The organism is Devosia rhizoryzae (genome assembly GCF_016698665.1).
In the GTDB taxonomy this organism is placed as follows: domain Bacteria; phylum Pseudomonadota; class Alphaproteobacteria; order Rhizobiales; family Devosiaceae; genus Devosia; species Devosia rhizoryzae.
Window position 1 is genome coordinate 440,726 of the sequence record NZ_CP068046.1, and the last position, 22,315, is coordinate 463,040.

The window sequence follows — 22,315 nt, forward strand, 5'->3', positions numbered from 1 at the left end:
CTCAGTAGACCTCATCCTGAGCCTGTCGAAGGACGAGGTCGTGGCAGGATCAGGGTACCCGACCTCGTGGTTCGACAGGCTCACCATGAGGTCTAGTGGGATATCGTGGCCGTGGATTGCCCCATGAACCAGCCCATAAATCTCTCCGTGCTCCATACCGCCACCCGCCACGACAGCGGTCCCAAGCATGTGACCGGTACGGCCGAATATATCGACGACATGGCTGAGCCGGGCGGCACGATGCATGCCTATCTCGGCCTCTCGAGCCGCGCTCATGCCGACATCGTCTCGATCGATTTTTCGGCCGTCAAGGCCGCCCCGGGCGTGATCGGCGTCCTGACCGCTGACGACATTCCTGGCGAAAACGACGTTTCTCCCAGCCACAAGCATGACGAGCCGATTTTTGCGCCGGGCAAGGTCGAGTTCTGGGGCCAGCCCATGTTCGCCGTGATCGCTGAAACGCGCGACCAGGCGCGGCGCGCGGCGCATTTGGCGGTGGTCGAATATCGCGATCTCGCCTGGCTTCCCGATGTGCGTTCGGCCCAGGCCGGCGAGCGCAAGCTCGTCACCGAACCGCTGAAGCTCGAGCGCGGCGATGTCGCGGCCGCCATGGCTGCGGCCCCACGCCGGGCCAAAGGCTCGGTCAGTGTTGGCGGCCAGGACCACTTCTATCTTGAAGGCCAAATTGCCTTCGCCATTCCGGGCGAAGACGAGGATGTGCTTGTCCATTCCTCGACCCAGCATCCGAGCGAAGTGCAGCTCATGGTCGCCCAGGTGCTCGGCGTGCGGCACAATGCGGTCACCATCCAGGTGCGGCGCATGGGTGGCGGCTTTGGCGGCAAGGAAACGCAGGGCAATCTCTTTGCCTGCGTCGCCGCGCTCGCCGCCAAGAAGTGGAACCGCGCCTGCAAGATCCGCCCCGATCGCGACGACGACATGCAGGCCACCGGCAAGCGCCACGACTTCGTCATCGACTACGACGTGGGCTATGACGAGAGTGGCAAGATCCTTGCCGTTGAGGCCAACCTTGCGGCCCGCAGCGGCTTTTCTTCGGACCTCTCCGGTCCGGTGACTGACCGCGCGCTGTTCCACGTCGACAATACCTATTGGTATCCGGCCGTTCGCGTGAAATCCGAGCCGCTCTACACCAACACGGTCTCCAACACCGCCTTTCGCGGTTTTGGCGGTCCTCAGGGGGTCATGGCGGCAGAGCGCTGGGTCGAGGACATCGGCTATGCGCTGGGCGTCGATCCGCTGGAGATCCGCAAGCGCAACTTTTACGGCACCGACACTGACAATGTGACGCCCTATCACCAGGTGGTGAAGGACAATGTCATCGCCCGTATCGTCGACGAGCTCGAAGCCTCGTCCGACTACCAAGCGCGGCGGCAGGCGATCATCGAGCACAACCGTTTCAACTCGATCCTCAAAAAAGGTATCGCACTGACGCCGGTCAAGTTCGGCATCAGCTTTACCGCTACCTGGTACAACCAGGCCGGCGCGCTGGTGCATATCTACAAGGATGGCTCCATCCATCTCAATCACGGTGGCACGGAAATGGGGCAGGGGCTCCATACCAAGGTGGCCCAAGTCGTGGCCGATGCGTTCGGGGTCAACCTCGACAGTGTCAAGATCATGCCGACCTCGACCGGCAAGGTGCCCAACACTTCGGCGACAGCCGCCTCCTCAGGTACAGACCTCAACGGCATGGCCGCGAAAACTGCCTGCGACCAGCTCAAGGAGCGGCTCGTCGCCCATGCCGCCGCGCTCTATCAGGCCCAGGAATCCGACTGCGTCTGGGTTCAGGGTGGCCTGCAGGTGCGGAGCGAATTTGTCGGTTTTGCCGAACTCGCCGCCTCCGCCTATCTCAACCGCGTGCAGCTTTCCGCCGCCGGCTTCTACAAGACCCCGGAAATCCACTGGGATCGTGCGACCGGCAAGGGCAACCCGTTCTATTACTATTCCTATGGCGCCTCGGTCAGCGAAGTCACCATCGATACGCTGACCGGCGAATATACGGTGGACCGCGTCGACATCCTCCACGATGTCGGCAAATCGCTGAACCCGGCTCTCGATCTCGGGCAGATCGAAGGCGGTTTCATCCAGGGCATGGGCTGGCTCACCACCGAGGAGCTGGTCTGGGACGCCAAGGGTCAGCTGCGCACGCATGCGCCCTCGACCTACAAGATCCCGCTCGCCTCCGACGTGCCGCCGATCTTCAACGTCAAGCTGGTGGACTGGTCGGTCAACACCAAGCAGACCATCGGCCGCTCCAAGGCCGTGGGCGAGCCACCCTTTGTTCTCGCGATCAGCGTCGTCGAGGCCTTGGGCATGGCCGTCGCCAGCGTCGCCGACTACCGGCACGCGCCACAACTCGATACCCCGGTCACGCCCGAACGGGTGCTGATGGCGGTGGAGCGGATGCGGGGGGTGCGGGGGTGAGCAAAGGCAGCGTGCCCATTCAACCCCCACCCTACCTCCCCTTTAAGGAGGGGGAGGAGTACGCCGGTGCAAGTCCCCAGAGCCAGGATCAACTCGATACGGCTCCTCCCCCGACTTACGGGGGAGGTTGGGTGGGGGCTCTTCCATGAACCCTCAAACCCTGGCCATCTTCTTCGCTGCCAATCCCGCAGCCATCGCTTGCGAACTGACTTCGGTGCGTGGTTCCTCTCCGCGCGAACAGGGGACGTTCATGGTCGTCGGTCCAACCCAGACATTGGGCACGATCGGCGGCGGGGCGCTCGAATATATGGTGATCGAGCATGCGCGGCGGCTGATTGCCGATGGGCGCGCCGAAGAGGCCATGGACGTGCCGCTCGGCCCCGAGATCGGTCAATGCTGCGGTGGCCGCGTGAACGTGGCCCTGCGCTTTGCCGATGAAGCGGTGCGTAGCGACCTTCTCGCCCGCGCCGCTGCCGAAGACGCCAGCCTGCCGCATGTCTACCTTTTCGGCGCCGGCCATGTCGGGCGCGTCTTGTCCGAAATCCTTTCCCTCATGCCTGTCAAGCTTGAGGTGATCGACACGAGGCAGGAAGAGCTCGATCTGCTGCCACCCACGATCGCGCGCAACCGCGTCGCCATGCCCGAAGCCATTGTCCGTGCCGCGCCTGCTGGCAGTTCCTTCGTGATCCTCACCCATGATCACGCGCTCGATTTCCTGATTGCCGGCGAGGCGCTGGCGCGAGACGATGCGCCCTATGTCGGCATGGTCGGGTCGGCGACCAAGCGGGCCAAGTTTTCGAGTTGGTATCTGGAGCAGGGCGGCTCACGCGCGGCGCTAACCCGGCTGATTTTACCGATTGGGGCGCAAGGGCTTGGGGATAAACGTCCCGCGGTTATTGCCGCACTAGCCGCCGCCGAGATTATGGTCCATGTTGGGAGCCGGGAAGCATCTGCCGGGCAAGTGTCCGCCTCCAGCAAAGTGGGGGTGACGAGTGGTATCTGATATGCCCGATCGGCTCGAATTGAGCGGCATCACCAAACGGTTTCCTGGCGTCCTCGCCAATGACAACGTGTCGTTCAGCGTCAAGCCCGGCGAAATTCACGCGCTGCTCGGCGAAAACGGTGCGGGCAAATCCACCCTCGTCAAGATGATCTACGGCATCATGCAGCCCGATGCCGGCGAAATCCGTTGGAACGGCGCTCCGGTTGTCGTGCCTAACCCCAAGGCCGCGCGCAAGCTGGGCATCGGCATGGTGTTCCAACATTTTTCGCTGTTCGAGGCGCTGACGGTGCTCGAAAACATTGCGCTCGGCATGGACAGCAAGATCCCGTCGCGCGAGCTTGAGGCGCGCGTTTGCGCCGTGATGAACCAATACGGCTTGGCTCTCGATCCGCACCGCACCGTGGCAACGCTGTCGGTTGGTGAGCGGCAGCGCATCGAGATCGTGCGCGCGCTGCTGCTCGAGCCGCAGCTCCTGATCATGGACGAGCCGACTTCGGTGCTGACGCCGCAGGAAGTCGTGCAACTCTTTACCGTTCTGCGCAAGCTCGCCGCCGAGGGCTGCTCGATCCTCTATATTTCCCACAAGCTCCACGAGATCAAAGCGCTCTGCGACACGGCGACCATCCTGCGCGGCGGCAAGCTGGTCGACACTTGCGATCCCAAGCAGGAAACATCGCGCTCCATGGCCGAGAAGATGATCGGCACGGGGCTCAAGGACATCGTCAAGGCTGAAGGCCGCGCGTTCGGCCCGCCCAAGCTCGTGGTCAGCCAGCTTTCGACGGTCAAGGCCGGGCATTTCGACGTGCCGGTCGATGGCGTGAGTTTCACCGTCAGAGCCGGTGAAATCCTCGGTATTGCCGGTGTTGCCGGCAATGGCCAGAACGCCTTGCTCGACGCCCTCTCCGGTGAAATCCGCGGCGACGATCGCGAAGCGATCACCATCGATGGGCTTGGCATCGGCATGATGGACACGACAGAACGCCGCCGCAACGGGCTCTGCGCCGTGCCCGAAGAGCGCAATGGCCATGCGGCCGTGGGCGAGTTTTCGCTGTCCGACAATTCGGTGCTCACCGCCCGCGACCGGCTCGGCATGGTGGTGATGGGCCTGATCAATTCGGGTGCCGCAAAAACCTATACGGGCAAGGTCATCGCCGACTTTGCCGTCAAGGCCCTGGGGCCGGCTTCGATGGCAGGGTCGCTGTCGGGCGGCAATCTCCAGAAATACATCATGGGCCGCGAAATCCTGCAAAAGCCTTCGGTCCTGGTGGTCAGCCAGCCGACCTGGGGCGTCGATGCCGGCGCCGCGGCCGCCATCCACCAGGCGCTGGTCGATCTTGCGGCCGCCGGCTCGGCCATCGTCGTCATCTCGCAGGACCTCGACGAATTGCGCGCTTTGAGCGACACGCTGGCGGTGATCAATATGGGCCGGTTGAGCCCGGCGCGGCCGGTCAAGGATGTGAGCGTGGAAGAAATCGGCCTGCTGATGGGCGGCGTGCATGGAGCGGAAGCGGCATGATGCAGTTCCGCCTCGAAAAGCGCCGCGAACCTTCGCAGTTGATGGTCTATGCCACGCCCGTCGCCGCGGTGCTCCTCACCATGGTGGTCGGCGCCATCATCTTTTCGCTGATCGGCTATAACGGCGTCGGCGCCGTGCGCGAAATCTTCCTGACCCCGCTGACCAATGCCTACAAGTGGCAGGATCTGGGCATCAAGGCCGCGCCGCTGATCATCATCGGCGTCGGGCTCTCGATTGCCTACCGCGCCAATGTCTGGAACATCGGTGCCGAGGGGCAATATGTGATGGGTGGTCTGGCGGCCACCGGCGTCGCCCTTGCCACCTATGGCATGACCGGCTGGTGGATCCTGCCGCTGATGCTGATCGCGGGCGTCCTGGGCGGCGTTGCCTATGCCGCCATTCCGGCGCTGCTCAAGACGCGCCTCAACGTCAACGAAATCCTGACCTCGCTGATGCTGACCTATGCCTCGGTGCAGCTGATCTATTATCTGATCCGCGCGCCCTGGAAGGACCCGATGGGCATGGGTTTTCCGCAGACGCGACTGTTTTCCGAAGCGGCGCGGCTGCCCACCATTATTCCGGGCACCATCGTGCATCTGGGCGTGCCGATCGCCATCCTGGTTGGGCTGGTTGCCTGGTTCGTCATGACCCGCACCATCTTCGGCTATCGCATGCGCGTTGTCGGTGCCGCGCCGCACGCCGCGCGCTACGGCGGGTTTTCGCAGAACAAGACCATATGGATGGCGATGCTGGTCAGCGGTGGCCTGGCGGGGCTCGCCGGCATGCTCGAAGTGGCCGGGCCGTTCCAGCGCATGGTGCCGGGCTTTCCCACCAATTATGGTTTCACCGCCATCATCGTGGCCTTTCTCGGCCGCCTCAACCCGCTCGGCGTGATCTTTGCCGGCATCGTTTTGGCCATCACCTTTGTTGGCGGCGAGGTGGCGCAAACCACGATAGGCCTGCCCAATGCCGCGACCGGCATTTTCCAGGCAATGATGCTGTTCTTCCTGCTCGCGGGAGACATCCTCATCAATTACAGGCTGCGCCGCGTCGTGCCGCAGACTTCGGCGGGGGCTGCATAGATGGACATCACCCTTGCCATTCTGGTGACCGTTGTCGGCGCCTCGACCCCGATCCTGATCGCTGCTCTGGGCGAGCTCGTGGTGGAGCGCTCCGGCGTCCTCAACCTCGGCGTCGAAGGCATGATGCTGATCGGCGCCATTGCCGGCTTCGTCGTGCAGTTTCACACCGGCAACCCGTACCTGGCGCTGCTCTGCGGCGCGCTGGCGGGCACCGCCGCGTCGCTGATCTTCGGGTTTCTTACGCTGTCGCTTTCGGCCAACCAGACGGCGACCGGACTTGCGCTCACCATCTTCGGAACCGGTTTTTCCGCGCTGGCGGGCTCGTCCTATTCGGCGCGGCCGATCACGCTGATGCAGCCTCTCTTTCCCGCCGAACTCGCCACTCACTCCATAGCCCGGGTGGTCTTTGGCTATTCCTTCCCGGTTTATTTCTCCTTCTTCATGGTCGCGGCGACCTGGTACTTCCTCCACCGCACCCGGTCCGGGCTGATCTTGCGGGCGGTAGGCGAGAACGACCAGTCGGCCCATTCCATCGGCTATTCGGTGATCGGCGTGCGGTATCTCGCCGTGATGTTCGGCGGCGCCATGGCCGGCATTGCCGGGGCGTGCTTTCCATTGCTGCTCACCCCGCAATGGGCCGAACGGATGACCGCGGGACGCGGCTGGATCGCCGTGGCGCTCGTGGTGTTCGCCTCGTGGAAGCCGCTGCGCCTGCTTGCCGGCGCCTATCTCTTCGGCCTCGTCATGACCATGGAGCTTTATGCCAAAGCCGGCGGCGGGCCGCTCAGCATCATCCCATCCGAGCTCTGGGCCGCCTTGCCCTACCTCGCCACCATCGCCGTGCTCGTGCTGATTTCGATCCGGCGCGACGCGACCACCAATGCACCGGCCTGCCTCGGCAAGCCGTTCTTGCCCAGCAATTGAGGCGGCGCCCATGACCGTCTCAATCGAAAAGAAAAACTGTTCAGGAGAGAACACATGACTATTTCACGTCGTAATTTCGTCAGGGTCGGTGGGGCCGCCCTGGCTCTGCCGCTGCTCGGTAAGGGCGTTTTCGCGCAGGCGGAAAAGCTCAAGATCGGCTTCATCTATGTCGGCACGATCAACGACAACGGCTACAACTATGCCCACAACCAGGGCCGCATTTTCGTTGAGGAAGCGCTCGGCGACGCCGTCGAGACCGTCTATGTCGAAAACGTTCCGGAAGGCCCGGACTGCGAACGCGTGCTGCGCGAACTGGCCCAGCAGGGCTGCAAGCTGATCTTTGCAACCAGCTTCGGCTTCGGCGACTCGGTGGTCAAGGTTGCCTCCCAGTTCCCCGACGTCGCCTTCGAACACGCCACCGGCTATATGAGCGGGCCCAATATCGGCCTTTACAACGCGCGCTTCTATGAAGGCCGCGCGGTCTGCGGCACCATTGCCGGCCATATGTCCCAGACCGGCAAGGCCGGCTACATCGGCTCGTTCCCGATCCCTGAAGTGATCATGGGCATCAATGCGCTGGCGCTGAGCGGCCGCCGCGTCAACCCCGACTTCACCGTCAAGCCGGTCTATATCTCGACCTGGAACGACCCGGCCAAGGAAGCAGACGCTGCCCGCGCCATGATCGACCAGGGCATCGACATCGTTGCCCAGCACACCGACGGCCCCGCTGCGCTGCAGGTTGCAGCCGAGCGCGGCATCGTCGGCGGTTTCGGCCAGGGTGCCGACATGAGCGAGTTTGCTCCCGAAACCCAGCTCACCGCCATCATCGACCACTGGGGTCCCCACTACCTGGCCTCGGCCCAGGCCGTGATCGACGGCACCTGGGAGCCGGGCAATACCTGGGAAGGCCTCAAGGAAGACGTTGTCCAGATGGGCCCCTACAATGATAAGGTCCCCGCCGATGTCGTCGCCGACGCCGAAAAGGTTCGCCTCGGCCAGATCGATGGCTCGTTCCACATCTTCACCGGCCCGATCAACGACAATACGGGCACCGAACGCGTCGCTGCCGGCGTGGTCATGACCGATGCCGAGCTCCTCGGCATGGACTGGTATGTCGAAGGCGTCGAACAGCCGGCTTGATGCTGGTTGAATGAACCAATGAGGGGGCGGGTGTAGGCCCGCCCCTTTTCTGTGAGGTTTCGGCAATCGCGAAATCTCACACACGCTCGGTGTCATCCCCGCGCAGGCGGGGATCCATCTTCAGATCTCAGGATGGGCCCCCGGCCTTCGCCGGGGTGACAATCGAGTTTGGGAATGGTCCAGTGGTTGCGATATTGCTAGAAGTAGGGGGACACTATGGGCGATCTGGCAATCTTCTACGAATGGGCGATGTTTGCCGTGCGCTGGCTGCACGTGGTGACCGCCATTGCCTGGATCGGCTCGTCCTTTTATTTCATCGCGCTCGACCTTGGCCTGCGCAAGACACCGAGCTTGCCGCCTTTGGCGCATGGCGAAGAGTGGCAGGTGCATGGCGGCGGCTTTTACCACATCCAGAAATATCTGGTGGCGCCCGAATTTCTGCCCGAGCATCTGACCTGGTTCAAATGGGAAAGCTACTGGACCTGGCTTTCCGGCTTCATGCTGATGGTGCTGATCTATTATGTCGGCGCCGACATCTACCTCATCGACCGCAATGTGCTGGACGTGCCCAATTGGGCCGCGATCCTGATCTCGATGGGCTCGATCGTCCTTGGTTTCGTCGTCTACAACCGTCTTTGCAAGTCGCCGCTGGGCAATTCGCAGAACGGGCTGATGGTTGTCCTGTTCGTGATCCTTACCGCAATGGCCTGGGGCTATACGCAGCTCTTCACCGGCCGCGCGGCGATGCTCCATATGGGCGCCTTCACCGCCTCGATCATGGCTGCCAATGTCGCCATGATCATCATCCCCAACCAGAAGATCGTCGTCGCCGACCTCAAGGCCGGGCGGGTGCCGGACGCCAAATATGGCAAGATCGCCAAGCAGCGCTCGCTCCACAACAACTACCTGACGCTGCCCGTCATCTTCTTCATGCTTTCGTCGCACTATCCGCTGGCCTTCGCCACGCAGTGGAACTGGATCATTGCGTCGCTGATCTTCCTGGTCGGCGTCGTCATCCGCCACTATTTCAACACCCGCCACGCGCGGAAGGGCAATCCGCATTGGACCTGGGCCGCTGCTGCCGTCATCATGCTGGTGATCGCCTGGCTTTCGACTTCGCCCAAACTGCCCGGCGCAGACACGCCCGACCTGGCCAGTGCCACCGGCGAGCGCTTCATGGCCGCAACCCATTTTGCCGAGGCGAGCCTCACGGTGCAGACGCGCTGCGCCATGTGCCACACGGCCGAACCGGTTTGGGATGGCGTCTACCAGGCGCCCAAGAATGTCATCCTCGACAATGACGTAGCGATCGCCAACCATGCTCCGCAGATCGCCATGCAGGCCGGGTGGAGCCATGCCATGCCCCCCGGCAATGTCACCGAGATGACCGATGCGGAACGGGCGCTTTTGGTTGAGTGGTATCGCGAAGGCTCGGCTTTATGAGCCGGACGATCCTGCGCGGCCGGGTGCTGAGCTTTCACCGCGCGCCCGAAGGCCTCGAAGACGCAGCCAGTTACCTTTATCTCGAAGACGGAGCGGTCAGCATCGAGGATGGCAAGGTCGTGGCGGTCGGCGACTTTGCCGCCGCCGAGCGTCAGGGCGCCGAGATTATCGACCACAGGCCGCACCTGATCCTGCCGGGTTTCATCGATCTCCACGTGCACTATGTGCAGTCGCAGATGATGGCCGCCTATGCCGGTTCGCTGCTCGAATGGCTCAACACCTATACCTTCATCGAAGAGCAGAAGTTTTCCCAGCAGGGCCATGCCGATGCGGTCGCTGTCGACTTCTACGATGCGCTGATCCGCCATGGCACGACCACGGCGGTCGCCTATTGCTCGAGCCATCCGCGCTCGGTCGACGCCTTCTTTGCCGAAGCGCAGCGGCGCAACATGCTGATGATCGGCGGCAAGGTGATGATGGATCGCAATGCGCCCGAAGGGCTCTGCGATACCGCGCAATCGAGCTACGATGACAGCAAGGCGCTGCTGGGAAAATGGCACGGCGTCGGCCGCGGGCTTTACGCGATCTCGCCCCGCTTCGCCATCACCTCCACCCCCGCGCAGATGGAAGCGGCGCAGGCTCTGGTGGCCGAGCATAAGCAAGCCTATGTGCAGACACACCTCAGCGAAAACGACGCCGAGATCTCCTATTCCATGGAGCTTTACCCCGGCTCCGCCGACTATACCGGCATCTACGAGGATTTTGGCCTGCTCGGCCCCAAGACATTGCTGGGGCACTGCATTCACCTCAATCACCGCGAGACCGGCGTTCTGGCCGACACCGGCGCTGTCGCCGTTTTCTGCCCGACCTCCAATCTCTTCTTGGGCTCGGGCCTTTTTGACCGCGAGCGGCTGATCAAGCATGGCGTCCGCACCGGCATTGCCACCGATATCGGGGGCGGCACCAGCGTTTCCATGCTGCGCACGCTCGACGAGGGCTACAAGGTGCTGCAGTTGCGGGGCCAGCGGCTCAATCCTTTCGCGTCCTTCCACATGGCGACGCGCGGCAATGCCCAGGCGCTCGGGCTCCAAGAGACCATCGGTTCGATCGCTCCGGGATGCGCCGCCGATCTCATCGTCCTCGATGCTTATGCGACACCCACCATGCGCATGCGGCAGCCGACGGTATCGAGCCTTGCCGAAGAGCTGTTCGTGCTGCAAACGCTGGGCGACGACCGCTCCGTTGTCGAAGTCTATGTGGCTGGCGCAAGGGCGAAGTCCACTTTAGGCGGGTTGTGACAAACCGCCACAATGGCCTAAAGCTTGAGCAGCAGTTCGCATATTGAGGCAATCCATGACCAGCTACGTGACGAAATCCGGCCTTTCCGTGCACCCGATGCTGGTGGATTTTGTCGAACGCGAAGCGCTGCCGGGCCTCAAGATCACCGCTGAGCAGTTCTGGTCTGGCTTTGCCGCCATGCTGGCCGAACACGTCCCGACCAATGCCCGTCTCCTGGCGAAGCGCGACGAGCTTCAGGGCAAGATCGACGACTGGCACCGCCGCTATGGTCCGGTCAGCAGCAATCCGCAGGGCTACGAATTCTTCCTGCGCGACATCGGCTACCTGGTCAACGAACCGGCTGATTTCACGATCGAGACGCTTGGCCTCGATCCCGAAATCTCGAGCCTTTGCGGTCCGCAGCTGGTCGTGCCGGTCAGCAATGCCCGCTATGCCCTCAACGCTGCGAATGCGCGCTGGGGTTCGCTTTACGACGCACACTACGGCACTGATGTGATCAGCCGCGACGGCGATCTGGCGCCGGGGCAGGGCTATAATGCCGCCCGCGGCGCAGCGGTTGTCGCCCGCGCTGCCCAGTTCCTCGACGAGGCCTTTCCGCTCGCCGCCGGCAGCCACAAGGACGTCACCGGCTATCACGTGGTCAAGAACGGCGAGACGCGCATGCTCGCCGTCGACACGCAAGCAGGCCGCACCGGTCTCCGCGACCCGTCGGCCTTTGTCGGCTATGGCGGGACCGAAGAGAATGGCGAGATCGTCCTTCGCCACAATGGCCTTCACGCCATTCTCGTCATTGCACCCAAAACACCGATCGGGGCGGCACATGCTGCGGGCCTTTCCGACGTGATCGTCGAGGCGGCGCTGACCACGATCCAGGATTGCGAGGACTCGGTCGCGGCCGTCGATGCCGAGGACAAGGTCGGCGTTTATCGCAACTGGCTGGGCCTCATGAATGGCTCGCTCCAAGACACGTTCGAAAAGGGGGGCAAGAGCGTCACCCGCACGCTCAAGGATGATCGCAGCTATAAGGATGTCGACGGCGAGCCGCTGACGCTCAAGGGCCGCTCACTGCTCCTTGTGCGCAATGTGGGGCACCTGATGACCACTGACGCCGTGCTGCTTGATGGCAAGCCGGTCGGCGAAGGGCTGATGGACGCGGCGCTCACCGCCCTCTGCGCCCTCCACGACAAGGGCAACAATTCGCGCACGGGCGCCATCTATGTGGTCAAGCCCAAGATGCATGGGCCGGAAGAAGTCGCCTTCGCCTGCGCCATCTTCAGCTCGGTCGAAAAAATCCTCGATCTTGCGCCCAACACCATCAAGATCGGCATCATGGACGAGGAGCGCCGCACCTCGGCTAACCTCAAGGCCGCGATCTACGAGGCGCGCGCCCGCGTTTTCTTTATCAATACCGGCTTTCTCGACCGCACCGGCGACGAAATCCATACCTCTATGGAAGCCGGCGCCGTGCTGCGCAAGGACGAGATCAAGGGCGAACGCTGGATCAGCTCCTACGAAGATCGCAACGTCCTGATCGGCCTACAATGCGGCTTTTCCGGCAAGGCGCAGATCGGCAAGGGCATGTGGGCACGGCCCGACGATATGGCGGCGATGATGGACGCCAAGATCGGCCATCCCAATTCCGGCGCCAACACCGCCTGGGTGCCATCACCGACCGCCGCGACGCTCCATGCTTTGCACTACCATCAGGTCGACGTCTTCGAAGCGCAAAAGCGCCGCCACAACCAGCCGCTGCCGCCGCTTTCCGACCTCTTCTCCATGCCCGTGCAGGTGCCCTATTCGCTCAGCCGCGAGGAGATCACGCGCGAGCTTGAGAATAATGCACAGGGCATTCTGGGCTATGTGGTGCGCTGGGTGCAGCAGGGCGTCGGCTGTTCCAAGGTGCCGGACATCAACAATGTCGGCCTGATGGAAGACCGCGCCACCTGCCGCATTTCCTCGCAGGCGGTCGCCAACTGGCTGCGCCATGGCCTCGTCAGCCGCGACGAGGTGACCTCGGTCTTCGAGCGCATGGCCGCCGTGGTCGACGACCAGAATGCAAGCGATCCGATCTACCGTCCGATGGCCGAAAACTACCAGTCGGTTGCTTTCCAGGCCGCACTCGACCTCGCCCTCCACGGCGCCGACCAGCCCAGCGGCTACACCGAACCGCTGCTGCATGCCGCCCGGCGTAAGGTCAAGGCAAGGGAAGCGGGAAAGCTGGCGCAATAGCGGGCACACCCCCACCCCGCCTCCCCCTGCAGAAGGGGGAGGAGTCGGCCGGTGGACAAACAGAGATGTCTGTCTAAGCCCGATGGTGCTCCTCCCCCGCCTTACGGGGGAGGTTGGGTGGGGGCTAATCCAGCCGATACGTTGGCAGCACCAGCTCCAGCCCCTCGTGCAAAACCTCGACCTCATTAGCCACCATCGCCGTTGCCGTATTGATCGGCTCGTCGGTGCCGAGATTGCGCGCGTAGCGTGGATGCGCGCCGGAGGCGATCAGCAGGCGTAGGCGGTGGCCGGGAAGGAAACTGTGCGCCATGGCGTGAAGAGGCAGGTTCACGGTCCAGCAGCCGCCGGCATCGACCGGCGTTTCCGGCGTCAAGCGAACAAAGCCATCGCAGATATTTCGCGATATGCCGTCCGCCCCAACATCCGAGAGCCGCACAAAGAAATCGGCATGCGGCAATGCGGCCCTAGCCCGCAGGGTGACCTTGGCCTGACCGATCATGGTTACTTCTTCCGTCAGCACGGAACTGCTGAAGGTCACCACATCCTTGCGCGCTTCGAGCGGCGCATTGTCGACCGCCCCGGCGCCGGTAAAGGCAAAGATGGCGCCGCCCAGGTTGGGCGTCGGGTCCCCGGGGTCATAGCGATACCGGTCGCTGCCGGCGCTGACGTCATCCCCCTTAGTCAACGCCCGATCCGGGCCGATGCGCCAGCTTTGCGCCTTGCCGCCTCCAGGCGGGTAGCGGTCGAATTCATGCCACTCATTGCGCCCGGAAACATGGAGCCGCACCGGCTTTTCGCGCAGGCCGCTCTCGTCGCCCATCAGCTTGGCACGCATCCAGACAATGGTTTCGAGCAGATTGTCCCGCTGCAGCTCCTCGGCGATGTGGAACCAGGTGCCGATGGTGAGATAGGGCCGGTGGCCGAGCTCGACCAGGCGCTGGTAGTCGGCCAGAAGCGGATCGACCATGAAGTCGTACCAGCCGGAGATGAAATGCACCGGCGGGGTCGTTGGGTTAAGCCGATGGCGGTGGTCGAGCTCCGTCCAGAACGTATCGCTGCCGATGGCATTGCCGAACCAGTGCCGCCAGAACGGTACCTTGTGCCCGGCCACCACCTTGTCCGCTTCGAGCAGCGGCAGTGTTTTCGCCGCGCGTTCGGTGCGCCGCTCGATATCGCCGGAAAACATGCGGGCGGCCGTTGCCAGTGGACGGTTGCGCAGGCCATCGATGACCTGCAGCCACGACAGCCAAAGATTGAGGTGAAAGGCGCCGGAGGGAAAGACCACCGGCCGGAAATCGGCGGTTGTGACCTTTACCGCCAGCGCCGACACCGGGGGAAGGGCATCCGAAATTGCCCATTGCGCATAGCCGAGATAGCTCGGGCCGGTGAGACCGATGCGGCCATCGAACCAGGGCTGCGCCTTGATCCAGTCCAGTGTCGCCAGCCCATCCGCACGCTCGTTGGCAAAGGGGTCGAATTCACCGCCAGAACGCTCGGTGCCACGGCAGGCCTGGATGATGACGTGAAAACCGCGTTCGGCATAGGCTTCGGCGATCGGACCGAAACCGCGCCGTCCATAGGGCAGACGCATCAGGATGGTCGGATGCGGCCCCGCGACCTTAGGCGCATAATGGTCGGTTTTCAGCACCACGCCGTCGGCCATGGCAAGGCTTATGCCGCGCGTCTTGCGCACCCTATTGAGCCGCGGCGGGAGGTCTTCGAGCCAGGCGAGATAGAGCGAGGAAAGGCTCATACGAAGTCGAACTTGTCGACGTCGAAGAGCCCTCGATCCGTCATCTTGAGATGTGGGATGACGGGCAGGGCGAGGAACGCCACCTGCAAGAACGGCTCCGGCAGGACGCAGCCAAGTGCCTTGGCGGCGTCGCGGAGGTGGTGGAGGTCGTGCGCCACCTCTTCAAAGCTTTTGAGGCTCATGAGACCCGCGATCGGCAGAGCCAGTTCAGCGGTGACGGCGCCGCCATCGGCTACGGCAAAGCCACCGCCAAGTTCGATCAGCCGATTGACCGCCAGCGCCATGTCGGCGTCATCGGTGCCCACCACCGTGATGTTGTGGCTGTCGTGGCCCACCGACGACGCGATGGCGCCGCGCTTGAGACCGAAGCCGGTGACGAAGGAGCGGCCGATATTGCCGTTGATGCCGTGCCGCTCGATAACGGCGACCTTGATGACGTCGGCTTGGAGGTCCGGCTGCAAGCTTTTTTCGTTCGAGGCGAGCGCTGCTTCTTCCCGGAAGGTCAAGATCAGGCCAGGCTTGACGCCGATCACCGGCACACGGTTTTGTCCGGCCTTGGCTTCGGTGACGAAGACATCCGCGTTGACCGGCATGGCTTTCATCGAGGTCAGCCCGACCGGTGCAACGTCCTCCCGCGCCTTGAACAGTTCGGGCGTCACCAGCCGGCCGGCAGCGATGACGTCAGAGACGCGGCAATTCTCGAGACTGTCGAGCAGGGCGATATCGGCGCGCCAGCCGGGCGCCAGCAGCCCGCGATCCTTGAGCCCGAAGATGCGCGCGGCCGAGTGGCTGGCGGCACGATAGACATGGTGCAGCGGGCGGCCCATGGCGATGAGCCGGCGGATCGACGAGTCGAGATGCCCTTCCTCGGCGATGTCGAGCGGATTGCGATCGTCGGTGCAGAGCGCCACGAAGCTCGAGGTGTTTTCGTCTAGAATTTCGCCAAGGGCTTCGAGGTCCTTCGAGACTGAGCCCTCGCGGATCAGGATCGCCATGCCCTTGCCGAGCTTTTCGCGCGCCTCCGCTGCGCTCGTCGCCTCGTGGTCGGTGCGAATGCCGGCGGCAAGATATCCGTTAAGCGCCGTGCCGAGCAGCAGCGGCGCATGACCGTCGACGTGGCCGTCCTGAAAGGCAAGCAGCTTGGCCATGATGCCCGGATCGGCATTGAGCACGCCGGGAAAGTTCATCATCTCGGCGAGGCCGACCACCTTGGGATGCGCACGGAAGGGCAGAAGATCGTCGATTTCGAGCCGCGCTCCGGCGGTCTCGAACGGCGTCGCCGGCACGCAGGAGGAGAGGTTGACCCGCACATCCATGACCGTGCGTTCGGCGCAATCTAAGAAATAGCGGATGCCTTCGGCGCCCAGCACATTGGCAATCTCGTGGGGATCGCAAAGCACCGTTGTCACGCCATGCGGCAGCACGCAGCGGTCGAACTCGAGCGGCGTTACCAGCGAGGATTCGATATGCAGATGCGTGTCGATAAAGCCCGGCACGGCGAACCGGCCGGTGCCGTCGATAGTGGTCGCGCCGTCGTAATGCGCATGCGTGCCGACGATGCGATCGCCGACCACCGCGATGTCGGTAGTGGTCACTGTGCCGGTAATAACATCGAGCAGCCCAACATTGTGGATGACCAGATCGGCCGGCACTTTGCCTTGGCCAGCCATGATCATCTTCGTCAACTGCTCGGAACGCATCATGGCACCACTCTTGAAAGGACAGGTCCGAGACTCGGCTGTGCCACGGGCCGCGTCAAGTGGCGGCACGGAACCGCGGCAATCGGCGCACGTTCCCCTTTCCGATATTTACCCGGAGCGTCACAATGGAAACCTACGATCCCAACAAGAACACGACCGAAGTGCGACAGGCCAGTCCGCGCAAGATGAACCTGCGCGTGCTGATCTTCTCGCTGGTCGGCGTGGTGGTGCTCTTTGCCATCATCTTCATGATCTATACCTCGATGCAGCCCAACCCCAGCTAGGCCAAATCCCGGAACTATGGATCGCAATCCGGGTTGTGACCAAAGCGTCATAAACCCGGATTGCAGCCATGGATGTGGGCAACGGCTTCGGCTTGGTAGAGACCTATCTTCCCACGCACATCATTCTGATCAGGCTGGTAATCGCCGCCTTGCTGGGTGGCATCATCGGTTTTGAGCGCGAGATCAACACCGCTGAAGCAGGCCTTCGCACGCATATCCTGATCGCGGTTGCTGCGGCACTCTTCACGATTCTTGGCTTCGAAATCTTCCACACCATCGACACTGGGAATGGCTCCCAGGCCGATCCGATCCGTGCCGTAGAGGCAGTGACGGCGGGCATTGCTTTCCTCGGCGCAGGAGCGATTTTTCGCGACCGTGGCGGGGTGCAGGGGCTGACGACTGGCGCCGGCATGTGGCTGGCGGGAGCAGTGGGCCTTGCCACGGCGCTTGGTCATTACGTGATTGCAGGAGCGACTGCGCTTCTGGCCGTTGTGGTGCTTGCTGCCCTGCGCGTCTTTTCCCATGGCATCCTGCACAAGCGTCGCAGCGCCGACGATGGCGCTCCGGCGAGCCGCGGGGAGAAGCAAGTTTAGTCGCGTAGGCTGCGCAGAGGGACATCACGCAGCCTCGGTGTGCTTCTCCCCCCGTACGACTGCGACCGGGAGGAGTCGCTGCCGTGCTCTCCAGCGCGGGCCAGGAGGGAGCCCGCACCATAGCCGGCGTTGGTGCAAAACGCCGGTTATTCAGTGGCGGAGAGAGACACTTGGGAATGCAGAGGGTTCGAAAACCCTTGCAGCGTCACTCTCCACCGAAGGCATGCAACCTGTGGACGCAGGCGCATGCCAAGTGTGGGGCGCACAAGTCGCCCATCAGGTCGAACCGGCTCTGATGGCCGTGCCAACTGGTCTTTCCCCGGTAAAGGCAGACCCGTTCGCCGCGGGCAATCCGGCGCGCGTTCGAAAATCTTGTTCAGGTAAGGATCGCGCTGGGCCTAACAGCGCGGTTGTGACGATCGCAACATCGACGTGGCCGATATGAAGGCGGGCGGACGTGATTGGAAGGCAAGCATGGGTAACGCCATGTAACCCGCGCTTGCGTTTTACATGTAAATTGCGCGTAATGGACCGGCACGGAGGGGTGTTGTGTCCGATGGCGAACCGACAGATTCGGAGATTGCAGAGGCGCTGAGCCGGATACTCGCCTATCCTGAGATGGCGCGCTCTGCGCAGCTCGGACGGTTCCTCCAATATATCGTGGAGCGGCGGCAGCGGGGCGACGTGCAAGCCATAAAGGCTTATTCCATTGCGGTCGATGTGTTCGGCAGACCCCAGAATTTTGACCCGCAAACCGATCCGATCGTGCGCGTGCAGGCGCGGCGGCTTCGCGCCTTGCTGGAGCAATATTATGCTGGGCCCGGTTCTGGCGAGGCAATCCGGATCGAGTTGCCCACCGGGCGCTATGTCCCCGAGTTTGTCCGGCTCGAGCCAGCGCCGGCTCTTCCTCAGTCCGCCCAACCTCCTCCCGCCGCGCAGAGTTGGGATTTTCGCACGTCCTGGATTGCTCTTGCCGTCATGACGGCAGTGCTTGCCACGGCAGCACTTGCAACATCATTTTTTCTGCAGCGGCAGGCCAACATTGCGTCAAATCGCAATCCTGTACCGCCTCCTGTGGTTTCCATTATGGAGCTGCAAAGTCTGACAGGGGCAGTGGCGGATGTGGGCGTTATTGCAGGGCTCGCTGTCGAGCTGGTCACCGATCTAGAGCAATTCGAGTCGCTGCGGGTGGTCTATGGCGAGCGACGCGCGGACGTAAAAGCAGACTATGTGCTAAGCGGCATCGTCCGGCGAGAGGCGGGTGGGCTGCAGTTCAGCGCAATCCTGACCGAAGCGGCCAGTGATGTCGTGGTCTGGAACAAGGCTGTTGCCGTTGGTCCAGAGCGCCTTGCCGATCCTGAGCTGCTCAACAGCGTCTCGGGCACTTTGAGCCGCACCTTGGGCAGTCCTCGTGGACCTCTGCATCGGCGCGCCCGGGCGCTGCTCACGGAAGAAAATGCGATCGATGGTCGTGAGAGCCTTTATCTCTGCCGGGTTCTTTTTGACCTTTATCGCGAGCGCGCATATGCCAGTTCCGCTGACAAGGCGCAGCGGTGTTACGCCGCTTTGCCGGACGTGGATCAGCAAGCCGCCCAGGCGCTCGCGGCGACAGCAAGCCTCGAGGTTGAAGGCTTGATCGAGCCGACGCTCGAGACTGGCGAAAGCGAGCGCCTTGTCCTTGCCGGCGAAGCGCTGGCGGAGGCTGTCGCTTTGTCGCCCGTTTCGGGCTTTGTGTGGGAGCAGCGAGCGCGCTATCTCGAGCATATCGGCGACCATGCGGGCGCCGAAGCCGCCTATAGTTCTGCGCTCCAACTCAATCCCGCCAATTCCGATACGCTGGCAGCACGGGCCCGTCACCTCGCCCTGATCGGTAAGCTCGGTGACGCGGAGCCGCTTGCAAGCCTCGCGATCAACAGCGCACCCAATCCGCCATCGTGGTATCTCATCGTGCCGGCGCTTAAGGCCCTGCGCGACGGCAAGTTCAGTGTCGCCTCGATCTATGCGCGCGGCTATGCCGAAGCCGATCGTGAGCTTGGACCAATTCTTACCGTCATGGCGGCTCAGGGCATCGGCGACCAGGAGCTCGTTACAAGCTATCTGCCGCGGGTGCTGGAAGTACCCAGCTTTCGGGCCAATGGCGTTTTGACCCAGTTGCGCAAGCGCATCACGGATGAAGGCCTGATCCGCGATATCCGCACGGCGCTGCTCGGGGCGGGCATGCCACCCGCCGTGCTCAACAGCGCCTTCTAGCTGAAAAGCTCTTTGCAACGCTGGACGAACAGCGCGCCGCGCTCCTCGAAATTCTTGAACTGGTTGTAGGACGGCGCACCCGGCGACAGAATGATCGTGTCGAAGCGCGAACGGCGCTGCGCTAGCTGTGTCAGCGCAGCATCAAGATCGGGGGCTTCGATGATCTCGATGTCCGGCGCCACCTCGCGGCAGGCCGCAGCCAGCCGGGCGCCGGTTACCGGCAAGGTCGCCAATGTCGTCACGCCGCGTTGCGCCAGAAGCGTTGCCAGCTCGGCATAGTCCTGCTGCCGTTCGTGGCCACCCGCGATCAGTGCGATGCGACGGGCAGGGTAGGCCGCCAGCGCCGCCTTGGTGGCTTCCGGCGTCGTCGAGATCGAGTCGTTGACCACTGTCATCGTGCCGAAGACATGTTCTTCCAGCCGATGCGGTAGCGGCCGGAAGGCGGCAATGCCCTGCAAAATGCCATCGAGCGTCGCGCCAGCACCCAGCGCGATCTGCGCGGCAAGCCGGGCATTGTCGAGATTGTGCGCGCCGCGCAAACGAGAGTGACTGGCGGCATGTTCGATCGCGCGCTCTTCTTCCGGAGTGAGGTCGCGCAGCAGCCGGCGATGGTCGCGCACGGCATGGGCCACCAGCGCATTGCCGCGTGCGGCAGCGCCTAGCGCCACGGCAAAACTGCCGTCGCGATCGACGAGGTGGAGCTTGTCGGCGTAGTAGCGCTCGACGCTGCCGTGCCAGTCCACATGCTCGGGATAAAGGTTGGTGAGCGCTGCGATATCGGGCAGAAAGTTCATGTCGGCGGTCTGGTAGCTCGAGAGCTCGAACACCACGACGGCATGCTTGTCGGCGATATCGAGCGGCGCCAGCCCCACATTGCCGGCGAGGCCCGTATCGATGCCCGAACGTGCCAGTATCAGGTGGGTCAGCGTTGCGGTGGTCGACTTGCCCTTGGTGCCGGTGATAGCGATCACGGTACGGCCGTGCCGATAGGTGGCGCCCCAAAGGTTGAGGTTGGAGGTGATCGCGACGCCGGCATTGCGCGCGGTTTCAAATACCGGCTTATAAAGCGAAACCCCCGGGCTCTTGACGATCGTGCCGAAGCGGCGCTCGGCAATGGCAGAAGGAAGCTCGGCAGGCGCGATCTGTTCGGCATCGGCAATGTCCGCCGTGCCGCTGTCGACGGTCACGAAAACCTTGAGTTCCGGCTGCGTTGCTTTAAGAAAAGCGCGGGTGGACGCAGCTTCGCGCCCGGCGCCGTATAGAAGGACCGGCGCGTCAAACCGCATAGGCGGACACCTTGGCAGCGAGGGCCGGCGGAATGTGATGATCGTGGCTGTCGGTCAGGCATTCGGCCATGGCCAGCTGCAGCTTTTCCTCGCCGTATTGCGCGAAAAGGTCGGCCTTCACCGCCTTCACCACCGCATCCTCATGCCAATCGGCATGGCGGCTGAGCGTATAAAAGCATGCCGCGGCTTCAAGGATCTCGCCCACGCATTCCCAGGGCTTCTGACCGGTAAGCCCCGCCAGTTCGCGGAACGAATGCTCGTTTTTGGGCTCGTCCAGGAGGTTCTTGCCGAAGATGCGCAGGAGCCGATCCTTGGCCATGAAGGGCGCAAAGATCAGGAAGACGAAATGGCATTTAGGGCAAACGCCACACCAAAGCGCACCATCATGCCCCGTCAGCCGGAAATTGCGGTTGCAGCTTGAAAAGACGCTGTCGAACTTGCGCTCCTTGGTGAAAAGCGAGGCGATGCGCGCTTCCGAATAGGGTCGCAGCAGCGAAAAATACTTGAGCGCGCCGCCGGTTGCATTGCTCAGCGTATCGCCGATCAGGAGTTCAAAACCGAGCGACTTGGAATATTGGTGATTGGTCTCGCGGCCGTCGAAGACCACATTGCCCTCGCTGGCAGACCGCTCGTTGGAAAGGACGATCTGGTCGTAGCCGAACAGCAGGGCACAAAGCGACGCGATCATGGAGTTGATCGCCGTCGACGGAACATGGCCGTTATAGAAGCCCGGCTCCTTGCCGAGACGGATCATTTCGGGATCGAGCGTGCGGGTGACATAAACCGGGTCGGTGCCGATAGCCTCGACCGAGGACAGGATCGGGCCCTTGGGATTGACCGCAAAAGGCGTGAACGGCACGCCGGTATGGGTCAGGAGATCGACGCTCACCAGCGAATCCTTGCCGCCACCGATCGGCAACAGGGTTCGTTCCGGCAGGTCGATCGCGTCCTTGCGCGGCTGCGCATCATCGGGCGCCGAAAGCGTCAACTTGCCGAACCGCGCCAGCTCGTTGCGGGCATAGAATTCGCCGAGGCCGTTCTCGTAGACGTCGATCACAAAGGCACGTTCCGCCTCCGTCAGCGGGATATCCGGCGCCTCGATGCTGAGCGGCGCGCGCAGCTTGAAGTAGCTCACGCCGAGCACCAGCGCGGTCAGGCCCAGCAGTTTTTCAAAGGCAGCGCTCTCCGATGCCGCAAGGTCCGGGACCGTCGGAAAGGTCAGGACTTCGGTAAAGCTCAGATCGTTGAGGCTATAGAAAAAGCGCGCCTCGCTAGCGGCGGGGTCGAAATAAGGACGCTCGATGCGGAAGAATTCGGTCACGGGGCACTCGCTGGCTGTGCCACCCATATAGGTGATTTGCCCGCACGGTG

At 62.9% G+C, this 22,315-nt stretch carries 16 protein-coding genes; 12 read left to right on the forward strand and 4 right to left on the reverse strand.

Annotated features, from left to right (window positions below; all coding sequences use genetic code 11):
* Nucleotides 1–123 precede the first annotated feature (123 nt).
* The 9 genes from xdhB (at nucleotide 124) to JI748_RS02195 (ending at nucleotide 13,078) form a co-directional block, all read left to right on the forward strand.
* Nucleotides 124–2,442 (forward strand): xanthine dehydrogenase molybdopterin binding subunit, encoded by a 2,319-nt coding sequence (gene xdhB / locus JI748_RS02155; protein WP_201634606.1) that lies wholly within the window; start codon nucleotides 124–126, stop codon nucleotides 2,440–2,442.
* A gap of 145 nt (nucleotides 2,443–2,587) precedes the next feature.
* Nucleotides 2,588–3,445 carry a xanthine dehydrogenase accessory protein XdhC gene (gene xdhC / locus JI748_RS02160; protein ID WP_201634609.1) on the forward strand — a complete coding sequence of 286 codons (858 nt, stop codon included), beginning with the start codon at nucleotides 2,588–2,590 and terminating at the stop codon, nucleotides 3,443–3,445.
* A gap of 1 nt (nucleotide 3,446) precedes the next feature.
* Entirely contained in the window at nucleotides 3,447–4,961 is a 1,515-nt protein-coding gene (locus JI748_RS02165; protein ID WP_201634611.1) for an ABC transporter ATP-binding protein, read from the forward strand.
* Nucleotides 4,958–6,043: an ABC transporter permease gene (locus JI748_RS02170; RefSeq protein ID WP_233280591.1), complete on the forward strand. Its 1,086-nt coding sequence runs from the start codon at nucleotides 4,958–4,960 to the stop codon at nucleotides 6,041–6,043. Before JI748_RS02165 ends, JI748_RS02170 begins: the two co-directional genes overlap by 4 nt.
* Complete coding sequence (locus JI748_RS02175) at nucleotides 6,044–6,967, forward strand: ABC transporter permease (protein ID WP_201634612.1); 924 nt, start codon at nucleotides 6,044–6,046, stop codon at nucleotides 6,965–6,967. It begins immediately after the preceding gene.
* Nucleotides 6,968–7,021: 54 nt separating this feature from the next.
* Entirely contained in the window at nucleotides 7,022–8,107 is a 1,086-nt protein-coding gene (locus JI748_RS02180; RefSeq protein WP_201634615.1) for a BMP family ABC transporter substrate-binding protein, read from the forward strand.
* A 216-nt stretch (nucleotides 8,108–8,323) separates the two neighbouring features.
* Complete coding sequence (locus JI748_RS02185) at nucleotides 8,324–9,550, forward strand: urate hydroxylase PuuD (RefSeq protein ID WP_201634617.1); 1,227 nt, start codon at nucleotides 8,324–8,326, stop codon at nucleotides 9,548–9,550.
* Nucleotides 9,547–10,848: a guanine deaminase gene (gene guaD, locus JI748_RS02190; RefSeq protein ID WP_201634619.1), complete on the forward strand. Its 1,302-nt coding sequence runs from the start codon at nucleotides 9,547–9,549 to the stop codon at nucleotides 10,846–10,848. The genes JI748_RS02185 and guaD overlap by 4 nt, the downstream gene beginning before the upstream one ends.
* Before the next feature lie 40 nt (nucleotides 10,849–10,888).
* Nucleotides 10,889–13,078 carry a malate synthase G gene (locus JI748_RS02195; protein ID WP_407644942.1) on the forward strand — a complete coding sequence of 730 codons (2,190 nt, stop codon included), beginning with the start codon at nucleotides 10,889–10,891 and terminating at the stop codon, nucleotides 13,076–13,078.
* Between the two features lie 124 nt (nucleotides 13,079–13,202).
* Here the strand turns inward: JI748_RS02195 and JI748_RS02200 are convergent, their stop codons facing one another.
* Both JI748_RS02200 and ade read right to left on the reverse strand, forming a co-directional pair.
* A complete protein-coding gene (locus tag JI748_RS02200) occupies nucleotides 13,203–14,831 on the reverse strand; it encodes a CocE/NonD family hydrolase (protein WP_201634625.1) in 1,629 nt (542 codons plus the stop codon).
* On the reverse strand, nucleotides 14,828–16,531 hold the full coding sequence (gene ade, locus JI748_RS02205; protein ID WP_201636962.1) for an adenine deaminase: 1,704 nt from the start codon (nucleotides 16,529–16,531) through the stop codon (nucleotides 14,828–14,830). The genes JI748_RS02200 and ade overlap by 4 nt, the downstream gene beginning before the upstream one ends.
* A 125-nt stretch (nucleotides 16,532–16,656) precedes the next feature.
* On the opposite strand from ade, the gene JI748_RS02210 reads away from it, so the two are divergent.
* From JI748_RS02210 to JI748_RS02220, 3 genes are all read left to right on the forward strand, one after another.
* Nucleotides 16,657–16,815 carry a hypothetical protein gene (locus JI748_RS02210; RefSeq protein ID WP_164534498.1) on the forward strand — a complete coding sequence of 53 codons (159 nt, stop codon included), beginning with the start codon at nucleotides 16,657–16,659 and terminating at the stop codon, nucleotides 16,813–16,815.
* Between the two features lie 68 nt (nucleotides 16,816–16,883).
* A complete protein-coding gene (locus JI748_RS02215; RefSeq protein ID WP_201634628.1) occupies nucleotides 16,884–17,408 on the forward strand; it encodes an MgtC/SapB family protein in 525 nt (174 codons plus the stop codon).
* A gap of 549 nt (nucleotides 17,409–17,957) precedes the next feature.
* On the forward strand, nucleotides 17,958–19,658 hold the full coding sequence (locus tag JI748_RS02220; RefSeq protein WP_201634631.1) for a hypothetical protein: 1,701 nt from the start codon (nucleotides 17,958–17,960) through the stop codon (nucleotides 19,656–19,658).
* Here JI748_RS02220 and murD read toward each other — a convergent pair.
* Together murD and JI748_RS02230 are read right to left on the reverse strand one after the other, a co-directional pair.
* Nucleotides 19,655–20,944: a UDP-N-acetylmuramoyl-L-alanine--D-glutamate ligase gene (gene murD / locus JI748_RS02225; RefSeq protein ID WP_201634634.1), complete on the reverse strand. Its 1,290-nt coding sequence runs from the start codon at nucleotides 20,942–20,944 to the stop codon at nucleotides 19,655–19,657. The genes JI748_RS02220 and murD overlap by 4 nt on opposite strands.
* Nucleotides 20,934–22,265, reverse strand: coding sequence for a hypothetical protein (locus JI748_RS02230; protein WP_201634637.1), 1,332 nt, complete (start codon nucleotides 22,263–22,265; stop codon nucleotides 20,934–20,936). The genes murD and JI748_RS02230 overlap by 11 nt, the downstream gene beginning before the upstream one ends.
* Nucleotides 22,266–22,315 lie beyond the last annotated feature (50 nt).